This window comes from Mesorhizobium sp. YR577 (assembly GCF_900116595.1).
Lineage (GTDB): Bacteria > Pseudomonadota > Alphaproteobacteria > Rhizobiales > Rhizobiaceae > Mesorhizobium_M.
The window spans coordinates 24,107-49,489 of the sequence record NZ_FPBI01000002.1; the positions used below are offsets into that span (position 1 = coordinate 24,107).

27 protein-coding genes are annotated in these 25,383 nt (G+C 60.2%); 3 read left to right on the top strand and 24 right to left on the bottom strand.

Annotated elements, in window-relative coordinates; genetic code table 11:
• Window positions 1-55: 55 nt before the first annotated feature.
• The 4 genes from BM413_RS03075 to BM413_RS03090 form a co-directional block, all read right to left on the bottom strand.
• On the bottom strand, window positions 56-991 hold the full coding sequence (locus BM413_RS03075) for a putative B6 ABC transporter permease subunit 1 (RefSeq protein ID WP_091910397.1): 936 nt from the start codon (window positions 989-991) through the stop codon (window positions 56-58).
• Window positions 992-995: 4 nt separating this feature from the next.
• On the bottom strand, window positions 996-2,069 hold the full coding sequence (locus tag BM413_RS03080; protein WP_244537732.1) for a putative B6 ABC transporter permease subunit 2: 1,074 nt from the start codon (window positions 2,067-2,069) through the stop codon (window positions 996-998).
• 17 nt (window positions 2,070-2,086) lie between these two features.
• Entirely contained in the window at window positions 2,087-3,655 is a 1,569-nt protein-coding gene (locus BM413_RS03085) for a putative B6 ABC transporter ATP-binding protein (protein WP_091910401.1), read from the bottom strand.
• Window positions 3,656-3,734: 79 nt separating this feature from the next.
• Window positions 3,735-4,763, bottom strand: a complete 1,029-nt coding sequence (locus BM413_RS03090; RefSeq protein WP_091910403.1) for a putative B6 ABC transporter substrate-binding protein — start codon at window positions 4,761-4,763, stop codon at window positions 3,735-3,737.
• Between the two features lie 113 nt (window positions 4,764-4,876).
• On the opposite strand from BM413_RS03090, the gene BM413_RS03095 reads away from it, so the two are divergent.
• Window positions 4,877-5,296, top strand: coding sequence for a hypothetical protein (locus tag BM413_RS03095; protein WP_091910405.1), 420 nt, complete (start codon window positions 4,877-4,879; stop codon window positions 5,294-5,296).
• A 13-nt stretch (window positions 5,297-5,309) separates the two neighbouring features.
• On the opposite strand, the gene BM413_RS03100 is transcribed toward BM413_RS03095, so the two are convergent.
• From BM413_RS03100 to BM413_RS03140, 9 genes are all read right to left on the bottom strand, one after another.
• On the bottom strand, window positions 5,310-6,329 hold the full coding sequence (locus BM413_RS03100) for a TRAP transporter substrate-binding protein (protein WP_091910407.1): 1,020 nt from the start codon (window positions 6,327-6,329) through the stop codon (window positions 5,310-5,312).
• A 20-nt stretch (window positions 6,330-6,349) separates the two neighbouring features.
• Window positions 6,350-7,621 carry a TRAP transporter large permease gene (locus BM413_RS03105; protein WP_091910409.1) on the bottom strand — a complete coding sequence of 424 codons (1,272 nt, stop codon included), beginning with the start codon at window positions 7,619-7,621 and terminating at the stop codon, window positions 6,350-6,352.
• Window positions 7,618-8,172 carry a TRAP transporter small permease gene (locus BM413_RS03110; RefSeq protein ID WP_091910411.1) on the bottom strand — a complete coding sequence of 185 codons (555 nt, stop codon included), beginning with the start codon at window positions 8,170-8,172 and terminating at the stop codon, window positions 7,618-7,620. The genes BM413_RS03105 and BM413_RS03110 overlap by 4 nt, the downstream gene beginning before the upstream one ends.
• 3 nt (window positions 8,173-8,175) lie before the next feature.
• Window positions 8,176-9,105, bottom strand: coding sequence for a 5-formyl-3-hydroxy-2-methylpyridine 4-carboxylate 5-dehydrogenase (gene fhmpcd1 / locus BM413_RS03115; RefSeq protein WP_091911073.1), 930 nt, complete (start codon window positions 9,103-9,105; stop codon window positions 8,176-8,178).
• Window positions 9,105-9,728 carry a glutathione S-transferase family protein gene (locus BM413_RS03120; RefSeq protein ID WP_091910413.1) on the bottom strand — a complete coding sequence of 208 codons (624 nt, stop codon included), beginning with the start codon at window positions 9,726-9,728 and terminating at the stop codon, window positions 9,105-9,107. Before BM413_RS03120 ends, fhmpcd1 begins: the two co-directional genes overlap by 1 nt.
• 28 nt (window positions 9,729-9,756) lie before the next feature.
• Window positions 9,757-10,167: a RidA family protein gene (locus BM413_RS03125; protein WP_091910414.1), complete on the bottom strand. Its 411-nt coding sequence runs from the start codon at window positions 10,165-10,167 to the stop codon at window positions 9,757-9,759.
• Between the two features lie 9 nt (window positions 10,168-10,176).
• Window positions 10,177-11,304 (bottom strand): LVIVD repeat-containing protein, encoded by a 1,128-nt coding sequence (locus BM413_RS03130; protein ID WP_091910416.1) that lies wholly within the window; start codon window positions 11,302-11,304, stop codon window positions 10,177-10,179.
• 79 nt (window positions 11,305-11,383) lie between these two features.
• The gene (locus BM413_RS03135) at window positions 11,384-12,535 is read right to left on the bottom strand and encodes a cupin domain-containing protein (protein ID WP_091910418.1); all 1,152 of its coding nucleotides are present in this window, start codon (window positions 12,533-12,535) and stop codon (window positions 11,384-11,386) included.
• A gap of 302 nt (window positions 12,536-12,837) precedes the next feature.
• The gene (locus BM413_RS03140) at window positions 12,838-14,466 is read right to left on the bottom strand and encodes a GMC family oxidoreductase (protein WP_091910419.1); all 1,629 of its coding nucleotides are present in this window, start codon (window positions 14,464-14,466) and stop codon (window positions 12,838-12,840) included.
• Between the two features lie 226 nt (window positions 14,467-14,692).
• Here BM413_RS03140 and BM413_RS03145 point away from each other — a divergent pair, with 226 nt between their 5' ends.
• Both BM413_RS03145 and BM413_RS03150 read left to right on the top strand, forming a co-directional pair.
• Entirely contained in the window at window positions 14,693-15,370 is a 678-nt protein-coding gene (locus BM413_RS03145; RefSeq protein ID WP_091910421.1) for a FadR/GntR family transcriptional regulator, read from the top strand.
• A 52-nt stretch (window positions 15,371-15,422) separates the two neighbouring features.
• A complete protein-coding gene (locus tag BM413_RS03150; RefSeq protein WP_091910423.1) occupies window positions 15,423-16,952 on the top strand; it encodes a GMC family oxidoreductase in 1,530 nt (509 codons plus the stop codon).
• On the opposite strand, the gene BM413_RS03155 is transcribed toward BM413_RS03150, so the two are convergent.
• From BM413_RS03155 to BM413_RS03205, 11 genes are all read right to left on the bottom strand, one after another.
• Entirely contained in the window at window positions 16,939-17,766 is an 828-nt protein-coding gene (locus BM413_RS03155) for a D-glutamate cyclase family protein (protein WP_091910424.1), read from the bottom strand. The two genes, BM413_RS03150 and BM413_RS03155, sit on opposite strands and share 14 nt — an antisense overlap.
• A gap of 149 nt (window positions 17,767-17,915) precedes the next feature.
• The gene (gene sctT, locus BM413_RS03160) at window positions 17,916-18,728 is read right to left on the bottom strand and encodes a type III secretion system export apparatus subunit SctT (protein WP_091910426.1); all 813 of its coding nucleotides are present in this window, start codon (window positions 18,726-18,728) and stop codon (window positions 17,916-17,918) included.
• Between the two features lie 7 nt (window positions 18,729-18,735).
• Window positions 18,736-19,005, bottom strand: a complete 270-nt coding sequence (locus BM413_RS03165) for an EscS/YscS/HrcS family type III secretion system export apparatus protein (RefSeq protein ID WP_091910428.1) — start codon at window positions 19,003-19,005, stop codon at window positions 18,736-18,738.
• Between the two features lie 18 nt (window positions 19,006-19,023).
• Window positions 19,024-19,677, bottom strand: coding sequence for a type III secretion system export apparatus subunit SctR (gene sctR, locus BM413_RS03170; RefSeq protein ID WP_091910429.1), 654 nt, complete (start codon window positions 19,675-19,677; stop codon window positions 19,024-19,026).
• On the bottom strand, window positions 19,670-20,611 hold the full coding sequence (gene sctQ, locus BM413_RS03175; protein ID WP_175544230.1) for a type III secretion system cytoplasmic ring protein SctQ: 942 nt from the start codon (window positions 20,609-20,611) through the stop codon (window positions 19,670-19,672). The genes sctR and sctQ overlap by 8 nt, the downstream gene beginning before the upstream one ends.
• Before the next feature lie 190 nt (window positions 20,612-20,801).
• Window positions 20,802-21,290 (bottom strand): hypothetical protein, encoded by a 489-nt coding sequence (locus BM413_RS03180; RefSeq protein ID WP_139238549.1) that lies wholly within the window; start codon window positions 21,288-21,290, stop codon window positions 20,802-20,804.
• Window positions 21,277-22,635, bottom strand: a complete 1,359-nt coding sequence (locus BM413_RS03185; RefSeq protein ID WP_091910435.1) for a FliI/YscN family ATPase — start codon at window positions 22,633-22,635, stop codon at window positions 21,277-21,279. The genes BM413_RS03180 and BM413_RS03185 overlap by 14 nt, the downstream gene beginning before the upstream one ends.
• Window positions 22,632-23,252 carry a type III secretion system stator protein SctL gene (gene sctL / locus BM413_RS03190; protein WP_091910437.1) on the bottom strand — a complete coding sequence of 207 codons (621 nt, stop codon included), beginning with the start codon at window positions 23,250-23,252 and terminating at the stop codon, window positions 22,632-22,634. The genes BM413_RS03185 and sctL overlap by 4 nt, the downstream gene beginning before the upstream one ends.
• Entirely contained in the window at window positions 23,249-23,884 is a 636-nt protein-coding gene (locus tag BM413_RS03195; protein WP_091910439.1) for a hypothetical protein, read from the bottom strand. The genes sctL and BM413_RS03195 overlap by 4 nt, the downstream gene beginning before the upstream one ends.
• The gene (gene sctJ, locus BM413_RS03200) at window positions 23,881-24,651 is read right to left on the bottom strand and encodes a type III secretion system inner membrane ring lipoprotein SctJ (protein WP_244537734.1); all 771 of its coding nucleotides are present in this window, start codon (window positions 24,649-24,651) and stop codon (window positions 23,881-23,883) included. The genes BM413_RS03195 and sctJ overlap by 4 nt, the downstream gene beginning before the upstream one ends.
• 78 nt (window positions 24,652-24,729) lie before the next feature.
• Window positions 24,730-25,365: a hypothetical protein gene (locus BM413_RS03205; protein ID WP_091910443.1), complete on the bottom strand. Its 636-nt coding sequence runs from the start codon at window positions 25,363-25,365 to the stop codon at window positions 24,730-24,732.
• Between the last annotated feature and the right edge of the window lie 18 nt (window positions 25,366-25,383).

Here is a 25,383-nt window from a genome sequence, read left to right on the forward strand (position 1 = left end):
CTTTACCTCCTGTTGTCGCGGCTCCCCATTTGCCGCCTTGAATTCTTGTTCAGCGTCAGCGCGCGCCGCGCTCATATGGAATGCCCAGTGCTGCCGGCAGGCTGGCGCGCCGGCCGAACAGAATGAGCATGATCATAACCGCCAGGAACGGCAGCATCTGAATGACATCGGTCGGGATGTTGATACCGGCAACCTGCATGGCGGTGGTCAGCGACAGGCAAACGCCGAACAGCAGCGCGCCGAACAGTACCCAGACCGGACGGCCCCGCGCGAGCATCGCCAGCACGATGCCAAGGAAGCCGGCGCCATTGGTGATGAACGGAATAAAGATGCCCGCCCCGACATTGGCGAGATAGGCACCACCGAGACCGGCCAGCGCGCCGGTCGTCAGGACTGCGATCGTGCGGGTTCGCACGACATCGATACCGGCCACGTCGAGGGCTGCAGGCTTGTCGCCGGCGGCCTGAAGATTGAGGCCAAGTTGTGTGCGGCGGTAGATGTAGCCCGTCACGAAAACCAGCGCGACGGCCAGATAGACGATAAGATGCTGACGAAAAAGCGCAGGCCCCAATATGGGGATATCCGCGAGAAATGGGATCACGGTCCTGTCCGCCGCCGGCAGGCGCGGATAGCTGCGCGAAAACTGGAAATGATGAAGCAGCGCCGTCAACCCCTCGAGCCCGAGCGTCAACCCGATGCCGATGACGATTTGGTTGAGGCCCAGCCGCACACATAGCAGTGCCATGAGAAGCGCCACCGCCATGCCGCCCACTGCACCGGTGAGAAAGCCGAGCCACAGCGACCCTGAATAAAACGCGCCGACGAAACCGAGATAGGCGCCGAAGATCATCATGCCTTCGATGCCGATGTTGAGCACGCCGGCCTTTTCCGACATCTGCTCACCCAGCCCGGCAAGAAGCAGCGGAATGGCGGCGGTTACGGCGCCGAACAGGAGCGCGCCGAGGAAGACTTCGCTGAACAGGCCCGTCATGACGTCACGCCTTTCGCGACTGGTTGTAGCGGTGGTCGATATATTCGGCGAGCGCCAGCATGATCAGAACGATGGAGACAAGCACGAGGGTGAAGTGATGCGGCACGCCGAGCCGCCGCGCAGCGCTCTCGCCACCGATCGACAGAACTGACAGCATGAACACGAAGCCGATGGCCGCGATACCGTTCATGCGGGCCAGGAAGACGACCGGGATTACCGCCATCGCATAGGCCGGGTTCCAGTCGGCCCGCACATTGCCCTGAACACCGAGGATGTCGACCGCACCGGCCAGGCCGGCCAGACCGGCCGAGATGGCAAAGACGGCGATGGTGAGTTTCGGCACGCCGAGACCGGCATGGACGGCAGCACGCGGATTGGCGCCGACGATCTGCAATTTCAGGCCAAACGCCGTGCGGGTCATGACGAAATGCACGATGAGGATGGCGGCCAACCCGAGCAGGAGCCCGCTGGTGATGGTCGTGTCAAACAAGCGCGGCATTCGGTCCTCCACCGGCAAAGTCCGTGTCTGCGGCACGGTCGTTGTCGGATCGAGGAAAACAAGCTTCACCAGAACATTGGCAAGCGACGTGCCGAGAAATGTCATCATCAGCGTGGTGATGATTTCGTTGACGCCTTGATAGGCGCGCAACAGCGCCGGCACGAGCGACCACAGCATGGCAACTGCCGTTGCGAGCAGGAAGGCGCAAAACAGTGCCAGCCACGCCGGCAGCACCTGCACAAGCAGCGGCCCGCTCGCAGCCGCGGTGACAGCGCCAAGCAGGAATTGGCCGTCGCCACCGAGATTCCACATGCCGGCGCGAAACGCGACGATGAGACCTGCGGCGAGGAAAAGCAGCGGCGCCATGCGCGTCAATGTCTGCTGGACGCCGAGCGGTGACAGCAGCCCGCGCTCGAGGACAAAACCATAATAAGTCAATGGGTTGACGCCGACGGCTAACAGAATGCATCCGGCGATTATCAGAGCGGCCAGGATAGGACCGAGCGTCATGATAATGCGGCGCTGGATATCGCGCCGTGCGGGAGTGTGATTCGACGTATCGAGAGCGGTCGCGCTCATGGCCTGTGTCTCCGCGCTCATGCCGCCAGACCGATCATCAGACGGCCAACCCGTGTGCGGGCATCACCGGTGTTTTCGATCGTACCGACCAGCCGGCCGCTCGAAATCACGGCAATCCGGTCACACATGCTCAGCAGTTCCTCAAGGTCTGTCGAAATGAGCAGGACAGCGAGACCCCGCGCGGCGATTTCACGAATGCGCTGGCGCGTGGCCAAGGTGTTGGCGAGATCGAGCCCATAGGTCGGCTTGTTGAAGATGACGGCCTTGGCGCCTTCAGCCAGTTCGCGCGCCAAAAGCACCTTCTGGATGTTGCCGCCGGATAGGCGGCCAACCGGTGTCTTCAGGCTCGGCGTGCGCACATCGTATTCGCGAACCAGTTCGCCGGCGCGTTTTTCGATCTCGGCGCGCTGCTCGATGCCCGAGCGCCAGAAGGGAGCAGCCCCCACCTGCTTGAGGAAGAAATTGATCGACACGGGGAATGAACCCACGGTGCCCTCGCCCAGCCTGTCGTCGGTCAGGTAACGCAGCCCGCTCTCACGGCGTTCGCCGACGCTCAACCCGTCGAGCCGCCTTCCTTCCAGACTGATCGTTCCGCCGCAAGTCGGAAGCTGGCCGGCCAAGGCTTCTGCGAGTTGCTTCTGGCCGTTGCCGTCGATGCCGGCGATGCCGAGCAGTTCGCCCGGCCGAATGTCGAAGGATATCGCGGAAAGGCCGGGCGTGTTTGCGGTTGCGGGCACTTCGATATCGTGCACCTCCAGCAGAGGTGCAGCGCCAGCAGGCAGCACACGCGGTGCCTTTTCTTCGGCTTCGGGATCGTCTTTGCGCTTGCCGAACATCAACTCAACGATTTCCGAGATGATCTCGTCCTCACCGAGCGCGCGAAAACGTTCCGGCGGAATCTCGCCAACTTTGCGGCCGAGCTTCAGCACCGAAATGCGGTCACCAAAGGCTGCCGCTTCCTTGAGCTTGTGGGTGATGAAGACAATTGCCAGGCCCTGTTCGACAAGGCGGCGCATCAGAGCGCCCAGTTCGTCGATGCCATTCGGCGTCAACATGGAAGTCGATTCATCCAGGATCAGCAGCCGGCTGTTGCGCACCAGTGCGCGCAGGATTTCGACTTGCTGCTGCTCGCCCAGCGAAAGTTCGGATATTCTGGCGTGGAGATTGATCGCGATGCCGAGCGTACGGCTGATCTCGGCGACACGCGCTTCCAACGCCTCGGTCTTGGGACGCTGCCACCACGATCCCCCAAGCAAAAGATTTTCCGCCACCGTCAGCGTCGGCACCAGCATCATGTGCTGGAAGACAGTCCCGACGCCGAGCGAAAGCGCATGGCGCGGTGACGTGATCGGCGTCGGAACGCCATCGACCAGAATGCGTCCCTCGTCCGGCTGCTGGAGGCCTGACAGCATGCCGATAAGCGTAGACTTGCCGGCGCCGTTTTCGCCCAGCAATACGTGGACCTCGCCGGGCCGGATCGCCAGGTCGACACTGTCATTGGCGACGATGCCGGGAAACCGCTTGGTTACCCGATCGAGCACGACGATGTCCGGCGTTGCCGCCGGCGGTATTGAAGCATTGGTCATGATACGCCCAGCATCAGAGCATGAAATCAAACTGGAGGGGCAGCGCGTTGCGCCCCTCCAGCGTCTATGGCGCTCGAGGCTATTCGCTCACATTCGTCATCAGAGCACGGACGGCCGTCGCTTCGAACACCGGCTCGACCTTGATCTTGCTGGAGATGACGTCCTCGCGCAGCGCCTGGACTTCGGTCCAGACATTGTCCGGGATCGCCGCCGTCTTGAGCAGCTTGACGGAATCGTCCTTCAGGCCGATCGAGTAGCTCTTGGTGCCGAAGGTATCGGCCTTCAGGTCGTTGATCATCGCCGTGTAGACGGGCGTGATGTTCCAGACCACCGAGGAGAGCAGGAAGCCCTTGTCGATGGGCGTCTTGTCACCGATCACGTCAATAAAAAAGACCTTGCCGCCATCGGCCGCTTTGGTCGTTTCAACCGCCTGCAGCATGCCGAAGCTGGAGCCGTTGCCCTGACCGAAGATTATGTCGGCACCCGACGCGATCACGCTTTCGGTCACGCGCTTGCCGCCGGCAGCGTCGCTATAGGCGGCAGGTCCGATAACGGCATAGGTGACCTTCACATCCGGGTTCTCAGCCTTGACGCCCTGTGCGAACGCCGCTGACTGCGAATTCCAGGACGGCGGTTCGCCGGAAACGACGATGCCAACGGCTTTGGAACGCGTCATCTTGGCGGCAAGACGGCCGGCGAGATATGCGCCTTCATGGCCGCTCAGCGTATAATCCGCAACGAGGCCCTTCTTGAGCGCCGACGGCGTGTCGACGATCGCCACCGGCACCTTGAGTTCATTGGCGATTTCGGGTGCCGACGTATTGTAGCCGCTGGCATGGGCGATGAGGAGGCTTGCGCCCTCTTCCGCCAATTCGCGAAGCGTCGGGCGAACGTCGCCATAACCGAGACCCTGGGCGACGACGACCTCGACACCGGTCGCGGCAGCCGCTGCCTTGGCCGCATCGACGCCTTGCTGGTTCCAGCCGTAGTCGGTGCCTTCTTCAGGCGTCAGGATAGCAATTGATTTTACATCGGCGGCAATGGCGCCGCTCAACATGAAACCGGTCAATAGAATTACACTTACACTGCTCTTCAGTACGCGTAACATCTTACCCTCCGTTGGTTTATATTTTCCAATCATTCAATAATTATTCTTATTATTGTTGCGCAAAAGCGATATATACTTATAACTCTCCTTGCTGTTGGAGCGAGACAAGATCGATGTTGAAAGTTTTTCTGCCCCTGATGCTGACGCTGGCCACTTCCGCCCAGGCCACCGAGTTGCGGCATATCACCGTCAGAACGGGCACGGACGGGCTCACGCCGGTTTCCTTGACCGTCGCCAACGCAGGCAAGGAAACCCTCGCCTGCAACGCCGACATCGCCCACTGGTATTCGATCGAACTCGCAGCCGTCGCACCCGGCAAAACCGCCAGCCTCGAGCTCTGGTTCGACCCCAAGACCGGCACATATGCGGCTCTCAACGACAAGCGCGAAAACCTGCCGGTAGAGCGCCTGTGGTGCGGCATTGAAGGCCGCGCATATGCCACACGCTCACAGATCGCGCTCGACCACGGCGCGGCACCCGCCACCCGGCAGCTGGCCTGCTCGGACGAAACCGGCCGCCTCGTCTGCGAGTGAGCGGTGGCGCGTTTCATTTCGTCGCCTTCGCATCCACCAGCGTCTTAAGGCGCTGATATTCTTCCTTCACGGCCGGATCGGCATCGACAAGCGTGCCGGCGAGCGTATGGAATTCGCTTTCCATCTTCGCCTGGTCTTCGTCGGACAGCTTGTTGATCACACCGCCATTGTCCGCCCAGACCTGATAGGTCTTCTGGACATTGTCGACGCCCCATTTGAACACCGAAGTCTCGGCGGCGCGACCCGCGTCTATGATAGCCTTCTTGACCTCGTCGCTTTGCGACTGGAACCAGTCCTCGTTGACGACGGTGACCGAGACGATCTCGGCGAAGCGCAGGTCGGTGATGTTCTTGCCGACATCGTAATATTTGAATGCCGTCAGGATCGGCATGCCGACCAGCATGCCGTCGAGGCCGCCGGCCTCGAGCTGCGGAATCACCTCGGTCAGAGCCAGCGGCAGCGGCGTGGCGCCGACCAGTTCCATCGGCTTGATCTGCATCGGCGATGCGAACGTCCGGACCTTGAGGCCCTTCAGACCGTCCAGCGTCGTCACCGGCTTCATCGTGAAAACGACGGTCGGGCTGTTGTAGATCGCGCCAATCACCCGCAAACCCTTGTCAAGGAACATCTCTTCGAGGCGCGCGCGGTATTCCGGATCGTGTATCGCGTTGTCGACATCCTGGGGCGTCTTGAACAGGCCCGGAACATCGAAGGCCTGGAAGCGCGGATCGACATTGGTCATGAACGAGGTTGGCGTGGTGAACGCCTCGATGGTGCCCAGCAGCACGCCCTCGGCCATGCGGGGGATCGCGCCGAGCTGACTTGCCGGATAGATCTCGGTCTTCACCGCATCGCCGACACGGGTTTTCAATTCCTCGGCGAAAACCTTCTGCCATTCATGCTGAACATCGTTGATGGTCGCCGATGCCAGTTTCATCGTGCTTTGTGCGGCAGCCGGCTGAGATGCCATCGCCAGTGGCAGCATGACCAAGGCCGTGGAAAAAGCGGCGGCCTTGAGAAGTTTCGAAAGCATCACGTTCCCCATTTTCTTTTTTAAAGTGATTGGCCGAGCATTAAGGAAAGCGCCGGCACATAGGTGATGATCAAAAGTGCAGCGACCTGCACTGCAACGAAGGGCAGAACTCCTTTGTAGAGCGAGTGAGCGGGCAGACCGGTGACCGACTGCGCGACGAAGATGTTCAGGCCGAAGGGCGGAGTGAACATGCCGATCGCCAGGTTGACTGTCATGATGATGCCGAAATGGACCGGGTCGATGCCGAGCGAAATCGCAATCGGCACCAGAAGCGGCGCGAACACGAGGATCGCGGATGTCGGGTCGAGGAAGCAGCCGATGATCAGCAGCACGACATTGACCGCCAGCAGGAATGTCATCGCGTTCATGTCGAGTGCCTGGATCCAGGCGACGATGGCCTGCGGTACGCCCTGTGTCGTCAGCACCCACGTCATGACGCCGGCAGTGGCAACGATGATGAGGATCTGCGCCGACAGCATCGCCGAGTTTCCGGCAGCGCGGATGATGTCGGCCCAGTCCATGGTGCGGTAGACGAAGCGTGCGACGATGATTGCGTAAAGGCAGGCAAAGCCCCCGGCTTCAGTCGGAGAAAACCATCCATTGTAGATGCCGCCGAGCACCAAGACCGGCATCAGAAGAGCGGCAACAGCGTTCTTCGTCGCGAGCCAGGCTTCCCTGGGATCGAATCGACCGACTACGGGAATTTTCAAAATGACGGCAACCGCTATGACGAAAATGCACATCATCAACGCCATCAGTAGCCCGGGGATAACTCCCGCCATGAACAGCCGCGGTATCGATTGCTCGGCCGCCAACCCGTAGAGGATCATGGCGATGCTGGGCGGTATGACGATGTCGATGGCGCCACTGGAAGCGAGCAATCCGGCGGAGCGCTCCTTACCGTATCCCGAGCTTACCAGCTTGGGATAAAGCGTCTTGCTGAGCGCGGCGACCGCCGCGACACTGGAGCCGGAAATAGCGCCAATGACGGTCGAGGCACCGACAGTGGAAACCGCGAGGCTGCCGGGCAGACGCCCGACCAATGCCAGCACCCAGGTGATCAGCCGCGAGGCGATGCCGCTCGTTCCCATCAATTCGCCGGCAAAGACAAAGAAAGGGATCGCCAGCAGGGCATAATTGTCGAGCCCGCCAAACAAGACCTGATGCAAGGCGACCGGTGGCGTCGGCAGCACGAAGAAGAAGGTGACCGCGACAGCCGCCATGAAGACGAGGAATACCGGCGTGCCGAGCGCCAGGAGAAGAACCGGAAGGATGGCCAGGGAAGCGGTCATACGCCTGGCTCCTTATGCGGATCGTTGCGGACAAACGCATCAAGATCCCGCGCCAACATGATTGCTGCCGTGATCGTCAGCCCGGTAGAACCGACGAGCAGCGCTGCATGCGGGATGGTCATGGGAATGCCGAGCCCCATGCTCGTGGTTCCGAGCCGTCCGATCTTCGTGACGAAACCGTAGGAGGCATAGGTTGCGTAGGCGCAGGCCAGAACGCCGGCAAGGTCATGGATGATGTGAAGCAGATGCCTGAAGCGGCCCTTCGCATAGGACGGCAGGAGATTGACACTGATGTGGTCGCGTTTCGCCAACGACAGGATCGCGCCGGCCATAACCACCCAGATCACGGTATAGACCATGAGCTCGTCGGTGCCTGTCATCGAGAATCCGAACAAATAACGTCCGGTCGCATTGACGACATTGATGCCGACGACGACCAGCAACGCGACGCCGAGAATCCAGTGCAAGGCCTTGCCGGCGCGTTCCGCAGTGTGCGGCAGGCCCTCCCCTAATCTGCTACGGCCATGTGTCTCCCTCACTGCCGATTGCATCGCTCACTCCCGGCCTTCGAGGATGCGCCGCACGGCGACCAGTTTTTTTGCTCTTTCGCCCTGCAAGGCGCTGATCTTCTCGGGCGTGTAGGAGAACATTCCCTCGCCGGACTTGATGCCGAGCTTGGAGGCGCCGGTCCTTTCGAGAACGATGGGCGCAACGTCGTCACGGTTGGACAGGTCGGCGTTGAGGAAAGACGAAACAGACTTGTAGATATCGAGGCCCGCCATATCGAGCAGCGCCATCGGGCCAATGACGGCAATCTTGTAGCCGATACCCCAGGAAACGCAGGTGTCGAGATCTTCCGGCTCGATCACCCCGCGCTCGACCAGATCGACCGCCTCGCGCAACAGCGCATAGAGCACGCGGTTTTCGACGAAGCCGGGAACGTCTTTCTTCACCACCACCGGCAGCAGGCCGATGGAGCGGATCAGGTCGCGGATGGTCGCAACTGTTTCCGGAGCGGTCTTCTCGCCGCCGATCACCTCGATCATCGGCACGATATGCGGAGGGTTCGACCAATGCATGCCAACCATGCGCTCGGGATGCGAAATATGCGCTTGGAGCTTGGTGATCGGAATGCCTGACGTGTCGGACGCGACGATAACGGAGGGGCCGATCAGCGGATCGATCGCGCGATAGGTTTCGGCCTTGATCTCGATGTTTTCCGGTACGTTCTCGATGACGAGATCAGCGCCTTCGACGGCCTCGGCAATGCTGCGCACGAAGCGCACGGCGCCGGTGCCTTCGGCAGGCGCCTGAATGTCGAGACGGTCGAGAACGCCGCCGGCGATATCGAGCATGCCGCGGGCACGCTCGATCGCCGCTTCTGAAATGTCATACGCCGCAACCTCCAGCCCGCCTCGCGAAAGTCGCGCGGCGATGCCGGGGCCCATCGTTCCCAATCCGATGAGGGCGACGCGCTTGATCATCATGCAGCCTTTGTCGACTGTGCCGCACCCGTGGCGACGAGGAACGCCGGACGCTTGGCGATGGCGGCAACCCAGCGCTCCAGATTGGGCAGCGAAGGACGCTCGATCTTGAAATCGACGCAGCGCTTGAGGATCGGGGCGCAGGCGATATCGGCAATGGTCAGCTTGCCGAGCGCCAGGAAGTCCTTGCCCTCGAGATGACCGTCGACGATCTTGAGCTGGGCGACGAGGTCGCGAACCTGCTCCTTGTACTCTGCCGTCTGCTCTTCAGGCGGAAGCTTCGCGCCCTTGAACGCGGCGAGATAGCCCGGATTGACCGCGGCCAGCAGGAAATCCATCCAGCGTTCGACCTCGGTTTTTTCGGCAGGCGTAGCACCCGTCAGATGCTCGCCTCCGAAGGCTGCGAGGTAGCGCAGGATCGTGTTCGATTCCCAGATCACTGCATGGCCATCGACCAGCGTCGGCACCTTCGAAGTCGGATTGAGCGATTTGTATTCGGCCGTCTGGGTGTTCTCGAACTGCCGGCCATAGTCCTCGCGCTTGTAGCGCGCGCCGAGCTCTTCCAGCATGAAAAGCACTTTTTGAACGTTGCCCGAAGTCTGGCGGCCTAGAAGTTTGTACATTGTTGCGTCTCCTCGATGGTTTTTTGGCTTACGCCTTGCCCGCCGCGAGCGGTTTGTAGACGATGGCGTCCATTTCAATCTTGGTGTTGATGACGGCTCTTGCCTCGACCGTCGTGCGAGCCAGCACGGCGTCGCCGATGCCTTCGAGAAAGGCCTTGTTGTAGCGACCGAAGTCGCGCGTATCCTCGAGATAGGTGGTGATCCGCACGATATCCGAGAGCGTTGCGCCCTCATGCGCGATCACGCGCTCGATCGTCTTCAGCGTGGCCAGCGTCTCTTCCTCGATCGTGCCCGAGATCATGTTGTTGTTCTCGTCCTTGGGCACCTGGCCGGACACGAAGATATAGTCGCCGGCGCGCACCGCCGGATGAAACGGCAGGTTCGGGTTCTTCTTGCCGATGGCGTAGTGGGTATCGGATTTTCTTGTGCTGTCGGACACGCAAATCTCCTAGAGAACGCTTGTTTCGATGATGTCGACGCCACGGATGCGGTCGATGAGGTAGACAATGCCGCGATCATCGATCGTCACGTCGTTGGACGAGGCACGATCTGCGCCCGCAGGTGCATCCGGCATGAAATGCCCGACTTCCTTCGGGGCGAACGGGTCGGCGATATCGACCAGCCGAAGCCCCTGCGCAAACCAGGCAAACGGAATGACGGCCCCGTTGAACCTCTCCGAAGGCTGGTGACAACCCGTCATCGGTGGCTGCGGCGCCCCGTCTGGATCGAGACCGGGAACCTGGAAGGTCGAGATCGGCAGCGGATTGGTCTCGTCGGTGATGTCGTAAATCCAGCTGAAGGACGGCGCCGAAGGCCGCAGCTTTGCCACATCCTCATCCGCGACAACCATCACGTTGCGCCCCTTGAGCGGCTGCGGGATCGGCATGCAGGTATGGGTCGGGTGCGGGAAGCTCGGGCTCGAATTCACATGGCTGATGAGCGTTGGACGGCTCATATCCGAGATGTCGAGAATGAACATGCCGTGATGCCAGTAGCTGACATAGAGCCGGTTGCCCATGCGGATGGGGTGATGGCAGCGCGGTGTCACGTAGTCGTGCCACGGGTATTCTTCACCACCACCCGTCCACTGCCCCGGTATCCACCAGCGCCCGACCTCGACCGGATTCACCGGGTCGATCAGATCGAGGATCATGACGATATTGCCGACATAGCCGTCCGCGGTCGGCGAGATATAAGCGTAGCGGCCGTCATAATCGTAACGGTGGACGCCCTTTCCGCCGGTCATCCATTTGGAAATGAGCTTCGGCTGTTCGGGTCGGGTCGTATCGTAGATTGCCAAGCCGCCGCCGAAATTGGCCGGCCCCTCACTGCCGAAACGCTCGTGGTTGATGATCATCAGACCGTCCTGGGCGCGTACTTTGTGCGAATGCCAACCCGGCGGCACATCGACGGTTGCGATCTTCTTCGGATTGCGCGGATCGGAAATGTCGACCAGCGTGGTGCCACTCGGCGGCCGCATGTGTCCGATGTATAGAATGTTGCCGTCGACCCAGACCTGACCGCCGCCGGGACAATCCACATGGCCGATATGCTTGGTGTTGAACGCGGATACCAAATGCGTACGCCTTCTTGCTGGTGCGTCACTTCACTGCCGGCGCGCCGTGACGGGACGGCGCGCGGCTATGCTTACGGGATCAAACGAGGCGCAGCAGATCGCCGGCCTGGTTGCGGCCCCAGCGCTTGTAGAGAAGCAGCGACTTCTGCGTCGGAGCGTCGGTTGCGCCGAAGAAGATTACCGGCTCGGTCGAGGAACCGTTTACATGTTCCACCCAGCAACCGCCGGGAATGGCAATCGTATCGAACTGGTTCCAGTCATAGCGCTTGCCGTCGATGATCGAGTGGCCGTTGCCGCGGAACGGCGCCAGCAACAGGCTGGCGGTCTCCCGCTGAGGCAGCGTCTTTTCGCCGGGGCGCAGCATCTGGACATAGAAATTGATCGTGTGGAAAACCGGCCCGCCGGTGGTCGGATCGACATAGTCGATCACGATGCCCTCATGCGGATCCCCGTCCCAATCCTTGTGGGCATCCAGGATGGCTTCCATCTTTTCCCAGCGATAGACATACATGGGTGACGACAGGCCGCCGCCACGCTTGTGGTCGACAAAGCGCGGCATCAGGCCGCCTTCGCCGTAGATGCGCTGGGAATAATCGCTTGGGAAACGGGCGGTCTGCACCTTCTTCTCGACTTCCTTGCCGTCCACCATCTCGGTGTACTTGTGGTCGAAATGGACTGCATGCAGCGTCTCGACCAGCGGCAGGTCGAGAACGGAGAGGTTGACCGCCTGCTCGCCGCCGACAGTGCCGTGGTTGTGCCAGGCATCGTTCGGGGTCAGGACCATGTCGCCAGGACCGAACACAACGTCCTCACCCTCCACGCCAGTGAAATTGCCCTTGCCGGTGAGGCCAAAGCGGATGGCGCTCGGCGAATGCTTGTGCGGCGGCATGATCTCGTCGGGATCGTTCAACCGATAGGCCGTATACATGGTGCTGACCGAGGCGCGCTTGGGCGCAAGACCCGGATTGACGAGGATCAACGAGCGGCGCTCGCTGTCGTCCATTGTGACGAGTTCGGCGGCGCGCTGCAGCAGCGGTTCGATATCCGTATAGGACCAGACGAAGGGGATGGCCTTTGATGTCGCCATGAGCTGCTTGATCTCGTCGTGGTCGACACCTTCGCTGGTTGCCCAGAAGGGGAACATGTTCTTCGAGTAGAGATCGTCGTAAAGGCCCTTGAGGGCGGCTTTCTTGTTGGTGATGGTATCGTTTGCTGGTTGCGCCACGGACATTTCAGACACCTCGGAACTGGAAGACAGATCGTTTAACCAACTCAACCGTAGTAGGATTGGTTTTCGTCCACAATCCCTAATTTAGCAATTTTCGGATTTTTTGGTTGAGCCAGATATTAATCAGGAGGCCGGTTAAAATACGTGCATGGAGATCAAAAATTTGGCTATTATTGCCAGAAATCGGCGAATTTTTGGAAAAATGCGTGAATCAACGCACGCGCATCAGGCTGCCCTGATGCGCCAACCAAAGAGTCGAATATATCAACCAAAAACACGTTTGGTTGAAAACCAAATACCAACCGCTAGGCTGCGACGCTCTGCTCGACTCGTTGTCGGATCAAATCCGACGCCTTTTCGGCGATCATGATGACCGCTGCATTGATGTTGCCGCAAACGAGATCCGGCATCACCGATGCATCGACCACCCGCAGCCCGCCGATACCGCGAACGCGTAGTTCCGGATCCACGACCGACTGCCGGTCGACGCCCATACGGCAGGTGCCGGCGGGGTGATGCACGGTGATCGACGTCTTGCGGATGTGTTCGTCGATCTCGTCGTCGCTCTGGCAGTTGGGCCCCGGAAAGAACTCGGCTGCGATATATGGCTTCATGCAGGACTGAGCGGCGAGATCGCGCGCGACACGAAAGCCGGCGCGCAACGACTGCCAATCACGCGGCGAAGAGAGGAAATTCTGGTGGATCAGAGGCGCGGCCAACGGGTCAGCCGAAGCGAGTTTTACGCTGCCGCGGCTTTCCGGCTGCACTGCCACGATGCGTGTTGCGAAACCATCGGCAAAAGGCGCCTTGAACGGCGGCATATAAGGCCAGGCGGCGAGCGGCGCGGCCGTGAAGAGCAGTTGCACATCCGGCAAGGGCCGGCTGGCATCGCTTTTCAGGAAGGCGACAACACCACCCGGCACATCTGCTGAAAAGCCTCGTCCGGTCAGATAGGTCTTCACGAAATCCAGGCCGATCCTGTCGGCACGCATCATCTTGAGGAACGGCCCCGGCTCCTTGCGGCGATACATCAGGATGACCGAGACATGATCCTGTAGGTTCTTGCCAACCCCCGGCAGATCGACCTTCGTTTCGATGCCGAAAGAAGAAAGCGCCTCACCGCCTCCAATGCCGGACAGCATAAGGAGTTGCGGCGTGTTGATGACACCACCGGCCAGCAAAACCTCGCGCCGCGCAAAGACCTGGAAATTTGCACCCTCACGGCTATAGGCAATGCCTGCCGCCCTGCCGTCCTTCAGCAGAATTTTCGTCGCCATCGCCTTTGTCAGCACGGTGACATTGCGGCGACGCATGGCTGGACGCAGGTAGGCCGAAGCCGTCGAACAACGGCGGCCGTTCTCGATCGTCATCTGCAGGCGGCCAAAGCCCTCCTGAGTAGCACCATTGTAATCGTCGGTCTGCGGATAGCCAGCTTCGCGGCTGGCCGTTGCGAAGGCTTCGATCAATCCGTCCTTGTAACGGCAGAGCTGGGTGTTCAGCGGGCCATCGCCGCCGCGATAATCGTCCGCGCCGCCCTCCCAGCTCTCCTGCTTCTTGAAATAGGGCAAAACCCGCTCAAAGGACCAGTCGAGCAGGCCGTTCGCAGCCCAGCGATCGTAGTCGCCCCGATTGCCGCGCACATAGGCCATGGCATTGGTGGATGACGAGCCGCCGATGACCTTGCCGCGCGCGCATTCCACCTTGCGTCCGCCGACATTGGCTTCCGGTTCACAGAAATACATCCAGTCATGCCGACGCTCGGTGAGGATCTTGCCCCAGCCGAGCGGGATATGGATCATCGGATCGCGGTCCCAGTCCCCAGCCTCCAGCAGCAGCACAGAAGCCGAGGGATCTTCGCTCAAGCGGTTCGCCAGCACGCAGCCCGCCGACCCCGCTCCCACGATGACATAGTCATAGCTCTCGCCTGCTTGCATGCTTGGTCCCCGAGAATGATTGGATCGCCCTCTTGCCGGGGCGCATCGGCCATTTGCCGACCAAGGCAGTCAACCACTGCTCAACTGAGGTTGTCAACCACAAGATATCCAGCTAATTTGGTTGAATTGGTTGAACAAGGGTTTCCTTCATGTGCCGCGTTATATTATAACCGGAGTGCCTCTTCGCTGGCGGTCGTCCGCACAAACGGATTCAGGAGATTTTGTTTTGACTGCATTTAAGCCAACCATCGTCCCATCCGAGGTCGATGACATCATCGCGGCTATTCGGCAAATTCAGGAAGAGAGCGGCAAGCTGCCTTCTGAGCGCGACCTCGCCGACCTCCTGAACGTTAAACGTCACCAATTGCGCAAGGCGCTCGACGCCATGCGGCGTGCCGGCGACCTGCAGCCGATACGGGCAAGGCGGGCCCCGACCGCGATGCCGAAATATGGCGAGGAACTGGTCCGGGTAACAAATCCGATCGAGGTCATGGAATTACGCCTGATCATGGAGCCCGGCCTGGCGCGACTGGCGTCGCTGCGCGCTTCCGCTTTCGAGATCGCGCGTATCATGGAAGCGGCCACAACGCCGGAGAATGCTTCGTCCGGCCAGATCGACCTGACGTTTCATCTCGCGATCGTCGGGGCTGCACGAAATCATCTGGCCAGCGAATTTTACAAGATGCTGCGGCAGGTCGGCGTCGATGCCCGCATGAAGATCGCCCGCACCGCAGAACCCACCTGCCCCAAGCGTATCGCCCAGCGCGATGCCGAACACCGGTTGATTGCCGAGGCGATTTCCCAGCGCGACCCTGAAGCCGCAGAGACCGCCATGCGCGCGCATCTGCTTTCCGTGCAGAAACAGATCACTGAACGCTCGAACGCCGGCGCCTTCGCCGCATAACCTCATCTCAAGTCTGAAATAGCGATCCGGCTTTCGCGCGGAAGGGAAACTCGTGGCCCAGCACTTCGATGTTTTGGTTATCGGCGCAGGTTCGGCCGGCTCAGTGATCGCCAGCCGGCTGAGCGAAGACGAAACCTGCAAGGTCGGCCTGATCGAGGCAGGGCACATGCCCTCCGATGCCGATATCGCCGACCCGCTGAAGTGGACGATGCTGCAAGGCCGTGACTATGACTGGGCCTATCGCACGGTTCCGCAGCCATATACTGCGAACCGAATTCACGAATGGCCGAGAGGACGGATCGTCGGCGGGTCGAGCTGCCTCCACGCCATGGCCTATGTGCGGGGGCACCCTTTCGATTTTGATGCCTGGAAGGACGCCGGCGGCGAGCGCTGGTCCTATCAAGGCTTGCTTCCCGGTTTCATACGCAGCGAAGCTTTCACCGCCTTCGACGCACCGACGCGTGGTGGCTCCGGCCCGCTCGATGTCTTCCTCCCGGACGAGGAGGTCAGCCCTGTCGTTCGTGCTTATATAGCGGCCGGCAATTCGCTCGGTATCCCCTCGCTTACCGACCACAACAGCGGCGAACTGATCGGCACGACGCCCAACTCTCTCAACATCCGCAACGGCCGTCGTCTCAGCGTTGCAGACGCTTATCTGACAGCCGATGTGCTAGCCCGCAAAAATCTGATGCTGCTGACCAGCTATGAGGTCGAGCATCTGGTCATAGAGGGCGCGCGCGCGAAGGCAGTTGTCTGTGTTGTCGATGGCGTGACGGAAAGGGTATCAGCGGATCGGATCGTGGCCTGCGCTGGCGCGGTCTCAACGCCACTCATCCTGATGCGATCGGGCATCGGTGACCCGGCAGTTCTGAAACAGGCGGGCATCGCCTGCATCAGTGAACGCAGGGAAATCGGCGCCAATTTGCAGGATCATCTCCTGGCGCTCGGCAATGTCTATCGCTCGAAGAAACCGGTGCCACCGTCCCGGCTCCAGCATTCGGAATCGCTGATGTACCTGAACAGCGAGAACCTCTCCGATTCAGCAGGCGTACCGGACATCGTTCTGGGCTGCGTCGTAGCACCATCGGCGGCAGAAGGCCTGAACGCACCAGCTTATGGCGCCGCCTATACGATTCTGTGCGGAGTAACGCATCCTACAAGCCGTGGCCGCATCCTGCCTGGTGGACCCAACCGTACCGCCCGTCCAATCATCGACCCGCATTATCTTGAGACGGAACATGACCGCCTCACTTTCCGTAAAGCGCTGAAGATCGCCCGCCAGGTCGGCAGGCAGCCGGCCCTAGACGAATGGCGCGACGCAGAAGCGCTCCCCGGTTTGGACGTGCAATCGGATGCCGAAATCGACGCATTCATCGCCAAAGCCGCCTCCACCCATCATCATCCCGCCGGCACTTGCCGAATGGGTATGGATCAGGATGCAGTCGTGAATTCCGATCTGCAACTGAACTGCATCGACAATGTCTACATCGTCGACGCTTCGGTAATTCCTCGGATTCCGAGCGGGCCAATTAATGCGGCTGTGGTTGCGATTGCCGAGACGTGGGCTGCTAATAGACTTTGAAAGTCCCCGCGTCCGCTCGTGCATCCACATCGGTAATCATCATGTGCCCTGGAGAAACCATGATGGAAATGGCGAGTTCCGCGCGGGCAAGCGCGTCCTGTGCGGTTATGCTGCTCGCCCAGAAAACCGGCACCTCATTCTCCATGATTTCGACAGCGTCGCCCCAGTCGGGGGCCATCAGATCGTCTATCCCAATAATAGAAGGTTCGCCGACATGAACAGGCGAGCCGTGGGCATGCGGAAAACGCGCAGTGAGGACGCGAACCTTGTCGACATCGCAAAGTCTTATCGGACGCATCGAAACAACCATTTCTCCACCGAAAGGTCCGACGCGGCTGGTCTTGATTCGAGTTCGAAATTTGGGAGAGGCTTTGCCGCGACCAAGGCGGCGGAGTTTCACGCCCTTTTCTGCAAGCGTAGGCTCGACGGTAAGCGAACTGCCAAGTGCAAAGGCCGCAAAATCATCCTGCCACAAATCGATAATATCCGTTTTCTGACGGATCAGTTCCCCGAAATGATAGATATTGTACTGTGGGGCATCCGTTCGGACGTCGATGTCGCCGAGCGCCGGAACCAACGGACTGCCGGCGCGGCTCACGCCGACCAGCGGGCAAGGTTTCGGATTGCGAACGCAGAACTGGTGGAAATCGCAGGCAAAGCTTCGCGGCACGACAACGACATTGGCTTGAAGCTTGCCGCGCGCAAGTCCTCCCGTATGGCCCTCATAGGCACCCATCCTGACCAGCCTGCGCAGCCTGTCCGCATCGACCAGCCGCAAGTCCTCGTGGATCGGTGAAGTTGTATGGCGGGCCATGGCTTCCTGGGATGTCTACATTAGAGAGGAACATCGGGAGGCGTAAGATCGTTGCCAGTCCGGCCGCCTGTCAAATTGTCAGAATCTTCACTCAACGATAAATTGTATTTATTAGCTGACTAAACACGCAATGTTGCATTCAGTAACATTTAGCACCCACGACAACTCAACGCCTCTATCTGCCGTACTGCTTCATTGAGGAAACCCAGATCACGGTTCATGTAAAAAAGCAGGAAAGCTGAGTAAAGTACGAATATCAGGCTGAAAACCAGTGTCTTCACGACCAGCGAGAGGGCGAAGACGTTCAGGTGAGGCGAGGCACGTGCGAGAAAAGCGAGCACGATATCGGACAGCAGCATGGCCACGATAAGCGGAAAGACAAGGGTCAGCGCCATCATGAGAATGCGGTTGAGAAGTCCTAGGAAAATCTCCGCTGCGTCCTTGCTGAAAACAGGCATGAGTTGGTCGATCGGCCAGAGCCCATAGCTGTCATATAGACCGGTCAGGGAGAGTTCGAGCCCGCCGGCTGCGAGATAGATGGTGACCATGATGATGGCAAGAAAGGTACCGGTGGCACTCGTCTCATGCGTCATCATCGGATCGATCAGCGTACCCATCGTCGAGCCGCGCTGCAGGTCCAGAATGTCGCCGGCCGCTTCGGCGGCCCAAAACGGTATCCCCATCGCCAAGCCAAGCGTTACCCCAACGACCACCTCCTTGAGCATGTAGACGACTATCATCGTTGTGGTGATATCAGTGTTTGTCAGTGTGGTCACGATCATCGGAAAGACCGGAACCGCAAGTGCGAGTGCGACGCCATTGCGCAAAAGTCCCGAAAGCGGAACACGCGAGAAAAGCGGCATCAGCAGCATGAAGCCAGTCATGCGGGCGAGCACGAAAGCGCCCGCCAGAAGAAAGAGCTGAAGTTCCTTGAGCGAGGCGAAGAGTGGCTCGACGGGCATCGTCGCCTCAACGCGTGACGACGGGGAATTCGTCCAGCACCGTCGAGGCCTGCTCCGCGATCTGCTGACCGATCAGCGGGCCGAATACGAGAATGACCAGCAGGATCACGACAAGCTTTATCGTCTGCGGCAGCGACTGGTCCTGAATTTGTGTCAGCGCCTGCGCAAGACCAACAAGCAGACCAACGGCAAGGGCCGCGATGATCGCTGGACTGGAGGCGAACAGCACAGTCAGAAGTGCGCTTTGAACCTTGGCCAGGACGAAATCATTGCTCATGCATGCCTCCCGACAACGTCAGACATAGCTCAGGATGAGGCCGTGCATGAGCCGCGACCAACCGTCTATGGCGACAAAAAGGAACAATTTCAGCGGGATCGAAATAAGCACCGGCGAAACCATGATCATGCCGAGCGTCATTAGGATATTGGCAACGACGATGTCGATGATAAGGAAGGGAAGGTAGAGCAGGAAGCCGATTTCGAAGGCCCGGGTCAGCTCTGACGCGACGAAGGCCGGCACGAGTATCGACAGGTCATCATCCCTGAGATTCTGGCGCGCCTGTTCCGGCCAGAGACGGATTGTTCCGTCAAGAAAGAACTGCCGCTCTTCCGGCTGCGTGAATTTGATAAGGTGCTGCTGCAGGGGTTCCTTGACAATCTGTGCCGCCCTAGCAAGGTCGTCGGTGGTCTGGAACTGGACTTGACCTTCCTGCAGGCGGCTCGACATATCACTCAACAACGGTGTTGTGACATATACCGTCAGCACCAGCGCTATGCCGTAAAGCACCAGATTTGGCGGCATCTGCTGGACGCCCAGTGCGTTACGGATAAGGAACAGGACCACCGAGATCTTGAGGAAGCCTGTCATCGTGACAACGGCCAGCGGAAGAAGGCCAACGAAGCCGACGGCTACCAGAATTCCGAGGAGATTTGGCGATCCGTCAAGCATTGTCGAACATGCGGTCAATCCGCACGCCAAGGCTTTCTCCGATACGAACGATTTCGCCGCGGCCGACCCGCTTGCCGTTGGCGACGATATCGACGGTCTCCCGGGTTACATCGGCGAGCTGTACGATAGCGCCGGGCGCAAGCTGCCTCACCTCCCCGAGCGGCATCGCCGTCCGGCCGAGTTCGAAGACCAGTGCGACCGGCAACTCATCCAGGCTGGATTCTTCCAGGGTCTGGCCGGCCGGCGGCGGCGTATTCTGATTCATGGTCCACTCCCATTTCGATCCGGCAATTGCAACCGGAGCAGCAAGCAATTGGGGGCCTTCCGCTGTCAGATCGACAGGGGCGTAGAAACGATCTGCTATGACGAGCATCGTTGCGGCGCCCTGCTCCTCAAAAAGCACCACGTCATTGGGCTGAAGGCTCTGAAGGTCACCGAGGCTGATCATGAGGACGTCGCGCCAAAGGCAAACAGGCAAAGGGAACTCGGCCGGTATCTGCCGCCTTTCTTCACCCAGCTCGTCCAGAAGATGACCCAACCGCACGATGGCGGCAGTGTCTTCGATGTCGACGGCAACGTTCAGTGCGGCCTGGTTGCCCGCAACGACAAACGAGAATGATGGCGCGGCGGCAGAGGCATTTCGTCTTTCGACCGAAGCGATCTCGATTCTCTCCCCAAGCCTGCCTTCCAGCCACTCGAGTTCCTCAGCAAACGCCAACTCCAGCAGCAACGCAGCATGAGCCGGCGTCAGCTGCCGCGCGTCTGCGGCCTCATCAGCCTGTGCGATGCCTGCGTCGATGGCGGAAATTGGAATGCGCAGTTCGCCTGGCACGCCTCCGATGGTGAATGCGACTGTGCCCAGCCGTTGGTCCACAGGATTTGGTGGGGACCAGACTGCGTCGATCGAAAAGGCCTGGCCGGCAATCTCGATCATCGCAGGCGCCCGGCGGCGATAGAGCGCGTTGAATGCCTTGACGCGATCGGACGAAACGAGCTCAAGCGCCAACGGCTCCCCAGCGGCCATTGTCGTTGCGTTACGCCTCGACGGCTTGCTGCGCAGTTTTCTCTTTGCCGATGCCAGGACCTGAGGCATCACACTCCCTAAATCATCGTCTTCGAATGGATTAACGTTCCGCAGGCAGGCGCGCTGGGCCGCGCTCTTCTTCCTCGGAGAGCTCAGCAAGAGCGACCCGACGACGAGCGCTGCGTTTGGCGAGGTTCTCCATCAGCATGTCCAGCTTCATCACAGCCTTCATGCTGGTTTGATGGTCGCTGCGAGCCGAGGACAATTCCAATTTCCGCTGGTGCTCGACGAGGCTGGCCCTTTTCTCCGTTTCCCGCAGCTCATCGGTTTCCCTCGCGCTCACTTCGAACCGACCTTGAAGCCGGTAAAGACTGACGGCCTTCACTGGCTGCCCGACAAGCGAACCGAACGCGGCCTCTTCAGCCTCGGCCGTACGCTGGAGGTGCTCTGACACTGCGGCAGACGCTTCCTCAACCTTCCTCGCAGCGCTGCGGGCCGCGGCGTGGCTGCGCATAACGATCTCCTTAGCGTACTCTTCGCGCCGCCGCCTGAGATCACGCAATCGAGCGATCATGTCACGATCCTTCACTGACGATCTCCCGCATGCGTTCGCGTGTCTTTTCGATGGTCTCGCGGGTAGCGGACGCCTGTTGGAGAAAGGCGTTTATGCTGTCTATCTTCGCCACCGCTTCGTCCGCAGTCGGATCGCTGCCCTTTTGGTACTCCCCAACACGCAGCAGCAGTTCGACATCGGCATAGCGGGCAAGCAGCTCGCGCAGACGGCCGGCGTCGGAACGATGCGCCGGCGGCACGACCGTATCCATGAGGCGGCTTCGGCTGCGAAGTACATCGATGGCGGGAAAATGGTTACGCTGGGCAAGGTCGTTCGAGAGAAATACGTGGCCGTCCAGAAGCGCCTGGATCTCTTCCGCTACAGGATCCAGCGTGCCGTCGCCTTCCAGGAGAACGCTGTAGAGGCTGGTAATCGAGCCGACGCGACCAGGCCCCGAGCGTTCCAGCAATCTTGGAAGAACCGCGAACAACGAAGATGGAAACCCGCGACGCGTCGGGGGTTCGCCGGAAGCCAGGCCGATCTCGCGCTGCGCCCGGGCAAATCGTGTAATGTTGTCCATCGCAAGAAGCACATGCTTGCCCTGGTCGCGAAAATACTCGGCAATGCTGGTCGCCACATAAGCGGCCTTGACGCGCTCGATGGCAGGACGGTCCGATGTCGCGACGACGATGATCGCGCGCGCCAGCCCCTCGGGGCCAAGCTGGTGTTCGACGAACTCGCGCACCTCGCGGCCACGCTCACCTACAAGGGCAACCACCGCGACGTCCGCATCGGTGCCGCTGACGATATCGGAAAGCAGGATCGACTTGCCGACGCCGGGCTCTCCGAAGATTCCAACGCGTTGCCCGCGCGCGCAGGTTAGCAGCCCGTCGAGGGCGCGAATTCCGAGCTGGATCGGTTCGGAGATAAGAGCGCGCTCCAGCGGCGACGGTGGATAGGCGTTGACCGGATAGCTGGCGGCAATGCCGTCGGGCGAAAGCGGCTTTCCATCCAGCGGCTCGCCAAGCGCACTTATCACCCGGCCGAGCAGGCCGGGACCGACAGGCACTTGCTGATCCTTGCCGGTGGGGATGACCTCGGTGAGACTTGAAAGACCGGTCAGGTCACCGAGCGGAACCAGGATCGCCATCTCGTCCATCAAGCCGACGACTTCAGCTTTCGTTGTCCTGCCGGTTCTGGGGTCGATCAGTTCGCATATCTCGCCGAGACGTACCTCTTCGACCGTCGCGTGGATAACCGTTCCTGTTACCCGCCGCACACGGCCTTTCCTCGGCCGACTGGCATCGTCTCGCATGCCGGAGCGCAGGTTCGGGACGATGGACGCCAGACGGCTCTCGATACTGGTAGCGGGACCTGTCATGCCGGCGCCTCGGCCTTTGATGCGATCGCGGCGGCTATCGCATTGAGTTGCGCGTCGATGCTCGCGTCAACGACAGCGATATCGGTAGAAAGGATGCAGGCGCCCGCCAGGAGCGTATCATCGGCATCGATCTCGACAGTCATGCCCAGATCGCTCTCGCGCAAAGCCGCATCCAGCTCGTCCCGAACCTTGGTGATGGAGCCGGGATTGACACGAATCTTGAGATACCTGGCACGCCGGATTTCAGTTATGGCCTGTCTCGCCGCTTTGGCGACAAGCGTGCTCACATCGAACTCCCCGAGCATTCGCCTGACGACATCCAAGGCAAGGTTGACCACCTCGGTCTCCAGCCCGCTCAAATAGCGATCCACCTTGATCGTGGTTTCACTCACCAATCGTGCAGCGTCGGCATCGCCTTGGGCCTTGCCGTCCTCATAGCCCTGCGCATATTCAACCGCGTAGGCTCGCCGCCCGGCATCACGCAATTGCTGCGCATCCTGTCTGGCTTCATCAAGAAAGGCGTATCCGTCCTGCCAGGCACGCGCTTCGGCAGCGCGCAGGATGCGGGCGTAAGGGCGCCTCGACATATCCTTGGCTTCTGTGCCCGCTTCGATCATTCGGTATAGTCCATCGCTCTTCGAACAATTACCGGACCAACCTCGTCGAATGGCGAGACGACGGCGCCGTCGATAATGTCGTGCGGCATCAGCTTCAGGCGAACCCGCATGGCTGTTTCGTCGGGCATCGTCTGACACCAGGCGCTGAGGCAACGCAGGCCGTCCGCATAGACGCGCTCATGAATATCTTCCGCCGCCTCAAACAATTGCATCGAGCCGGCCAAATCACGATTGGCGACAGCGAGGGCGCAAAGATCCGCTCCCAGCGCCGCCTGCAAAGCGGCCGCTTCACGTCCATCGATGACGGCCGCTATTCTGCCAGCCCAGTAGATCGCGCCCGAACGAAGCGCGAGTTCTTCCAGTTCCTCGAGGGACGACAGGACGATCGCCCGATCCACCTTTTCATCAGGTTCATGGGAGACGGCAGAGGCGAGCCCGTAGCGGTCGAATAGAAGCGCTGACACTCGCTGATGCAAGCGTGGCGATCGCAGCATGCGCTCACACGTTGCCTCACTGATCGCGCCGTCAAAACACGCCACAAGCCGGGCAGCGTCCGCGTAGCCGGCAGGATTGGTCATGAAAGCTTGCCAGTCCGTGCTGCCAGGGCTCTTAGCGTCGGCTTGCTGGCTCATGTCTTCTTCACAGGGATTGCTGAAGCATCGAGTGCGTACACACCGGGGCGTCGATACCATTGAAGGTAAGCCAGCCGGGTAAGCAGCGCGAGTATGGCTGCCGCCATTCCGTAAAACAGCCACATAGCGGCAGCGACACTGTCCGGATGCAGCCAGAGGCCGAAGAAGGTTGTGAAACCGGTCTCGCCGGCTCCCTGCTCGGGAGCGGTTGCAGCAACCGGAATGAGCGTCACGGACACATTGTCGTAGGTCAGTCCCGCAATACCTTTGGCCACCAGCATCTTGACCTGCGGGATCAGCTCATTCATCGGAACGGATGCGCGATGCCGGATGAAGACAGAAGCGGACGAAGGCACGAGCCGCTGCCGCAGCGGGTCGTTTTCCGGCAGAACGAGGTGAACGCGCGCCGAAAGCACGCCGTCGATGTCCGAAATCGTCTGCGACAGCTCCTGGCTCAGGCCATAGATCATCGTCGCTCGCTCTTCGACCGGCGAGGATACGAGCCCGTCTCGCTTGAAGACATCGCCGAGCGTCTGGAATTCCTGTTTGGGCAATCCACTTTCGTCGAGGATCGCCATGGCTTCGGCAAACCGGCCTTTCTGGACCGAGACCGACATATTGCCGTCCTTGCCGGCCTCGCGCTGGGCCGGAATTCCATGACGCATCAGCGTCGCAACGATCTCGTTGGCCTGACGCTGGTTGAGATTGGAATAAAGTTCGACCGAGCACGCCTGGAGCATAAGCATGCAGGCGACGACAAGCGTCACCCGGCACCATGAGCCGTATCGATGCAAAACTTCTGACCGCCACTGCAGGGGTAATGTGTGCACGAACACTCCGTATCGCTATTGCTGCTTGATCAGCGTGCTGGTGGAGGAGGTGACGGCGGTCACACTGCTCGTCACCACCTCGAGATTTGCGGCCGCCCACATCACGGAAATGGACCGTTCGAGCAATTGCTCGGCATTCTTGGCCGGGGAATTTTCAGCATCTGTACCGGGAGCAGCCGTGTTGCCGGCGGCGCCATCCTGTACCGCGTCGGTTTCAGCCTTCGCAGACATATTCGCCTTGCCGAGCGCTTCCTGGACCTTTTGCATGGTCCCCTCCAGAGACTGAACAGCGGAACCGAAGAGCGCGGAAGGGTTCGAAATCATTCCGCCTCCCGCCTTCTCGACTTCGGCCAGGTAATCGAAGAGTTTGCGCTCTACGATGGGCTCGGCCTTTTGCGAGCCGGAGGACTGCGTGGCCGTTGCCGAATTTGCATCCGGTGACGCTTGCGCAACTTGCTGGCCGGCTCGTGTCGCGACATCCGTGCGCTCAGGCATGCTTGCCTTTGAAGCGTCGTGCTTTTCCTGCTTGGCGCCCACCATGCGATTGCCTGGCTGAGCAGCCGCACCAGCTGCGATCTGCTGTTGCGAGGTCAGACTGGTGGTCAAGTTTGCAAGCGTTGCCTCCAGGGCTCCAATCGGCGCGATTTGCATGAATCTGCCCTCCTGCTT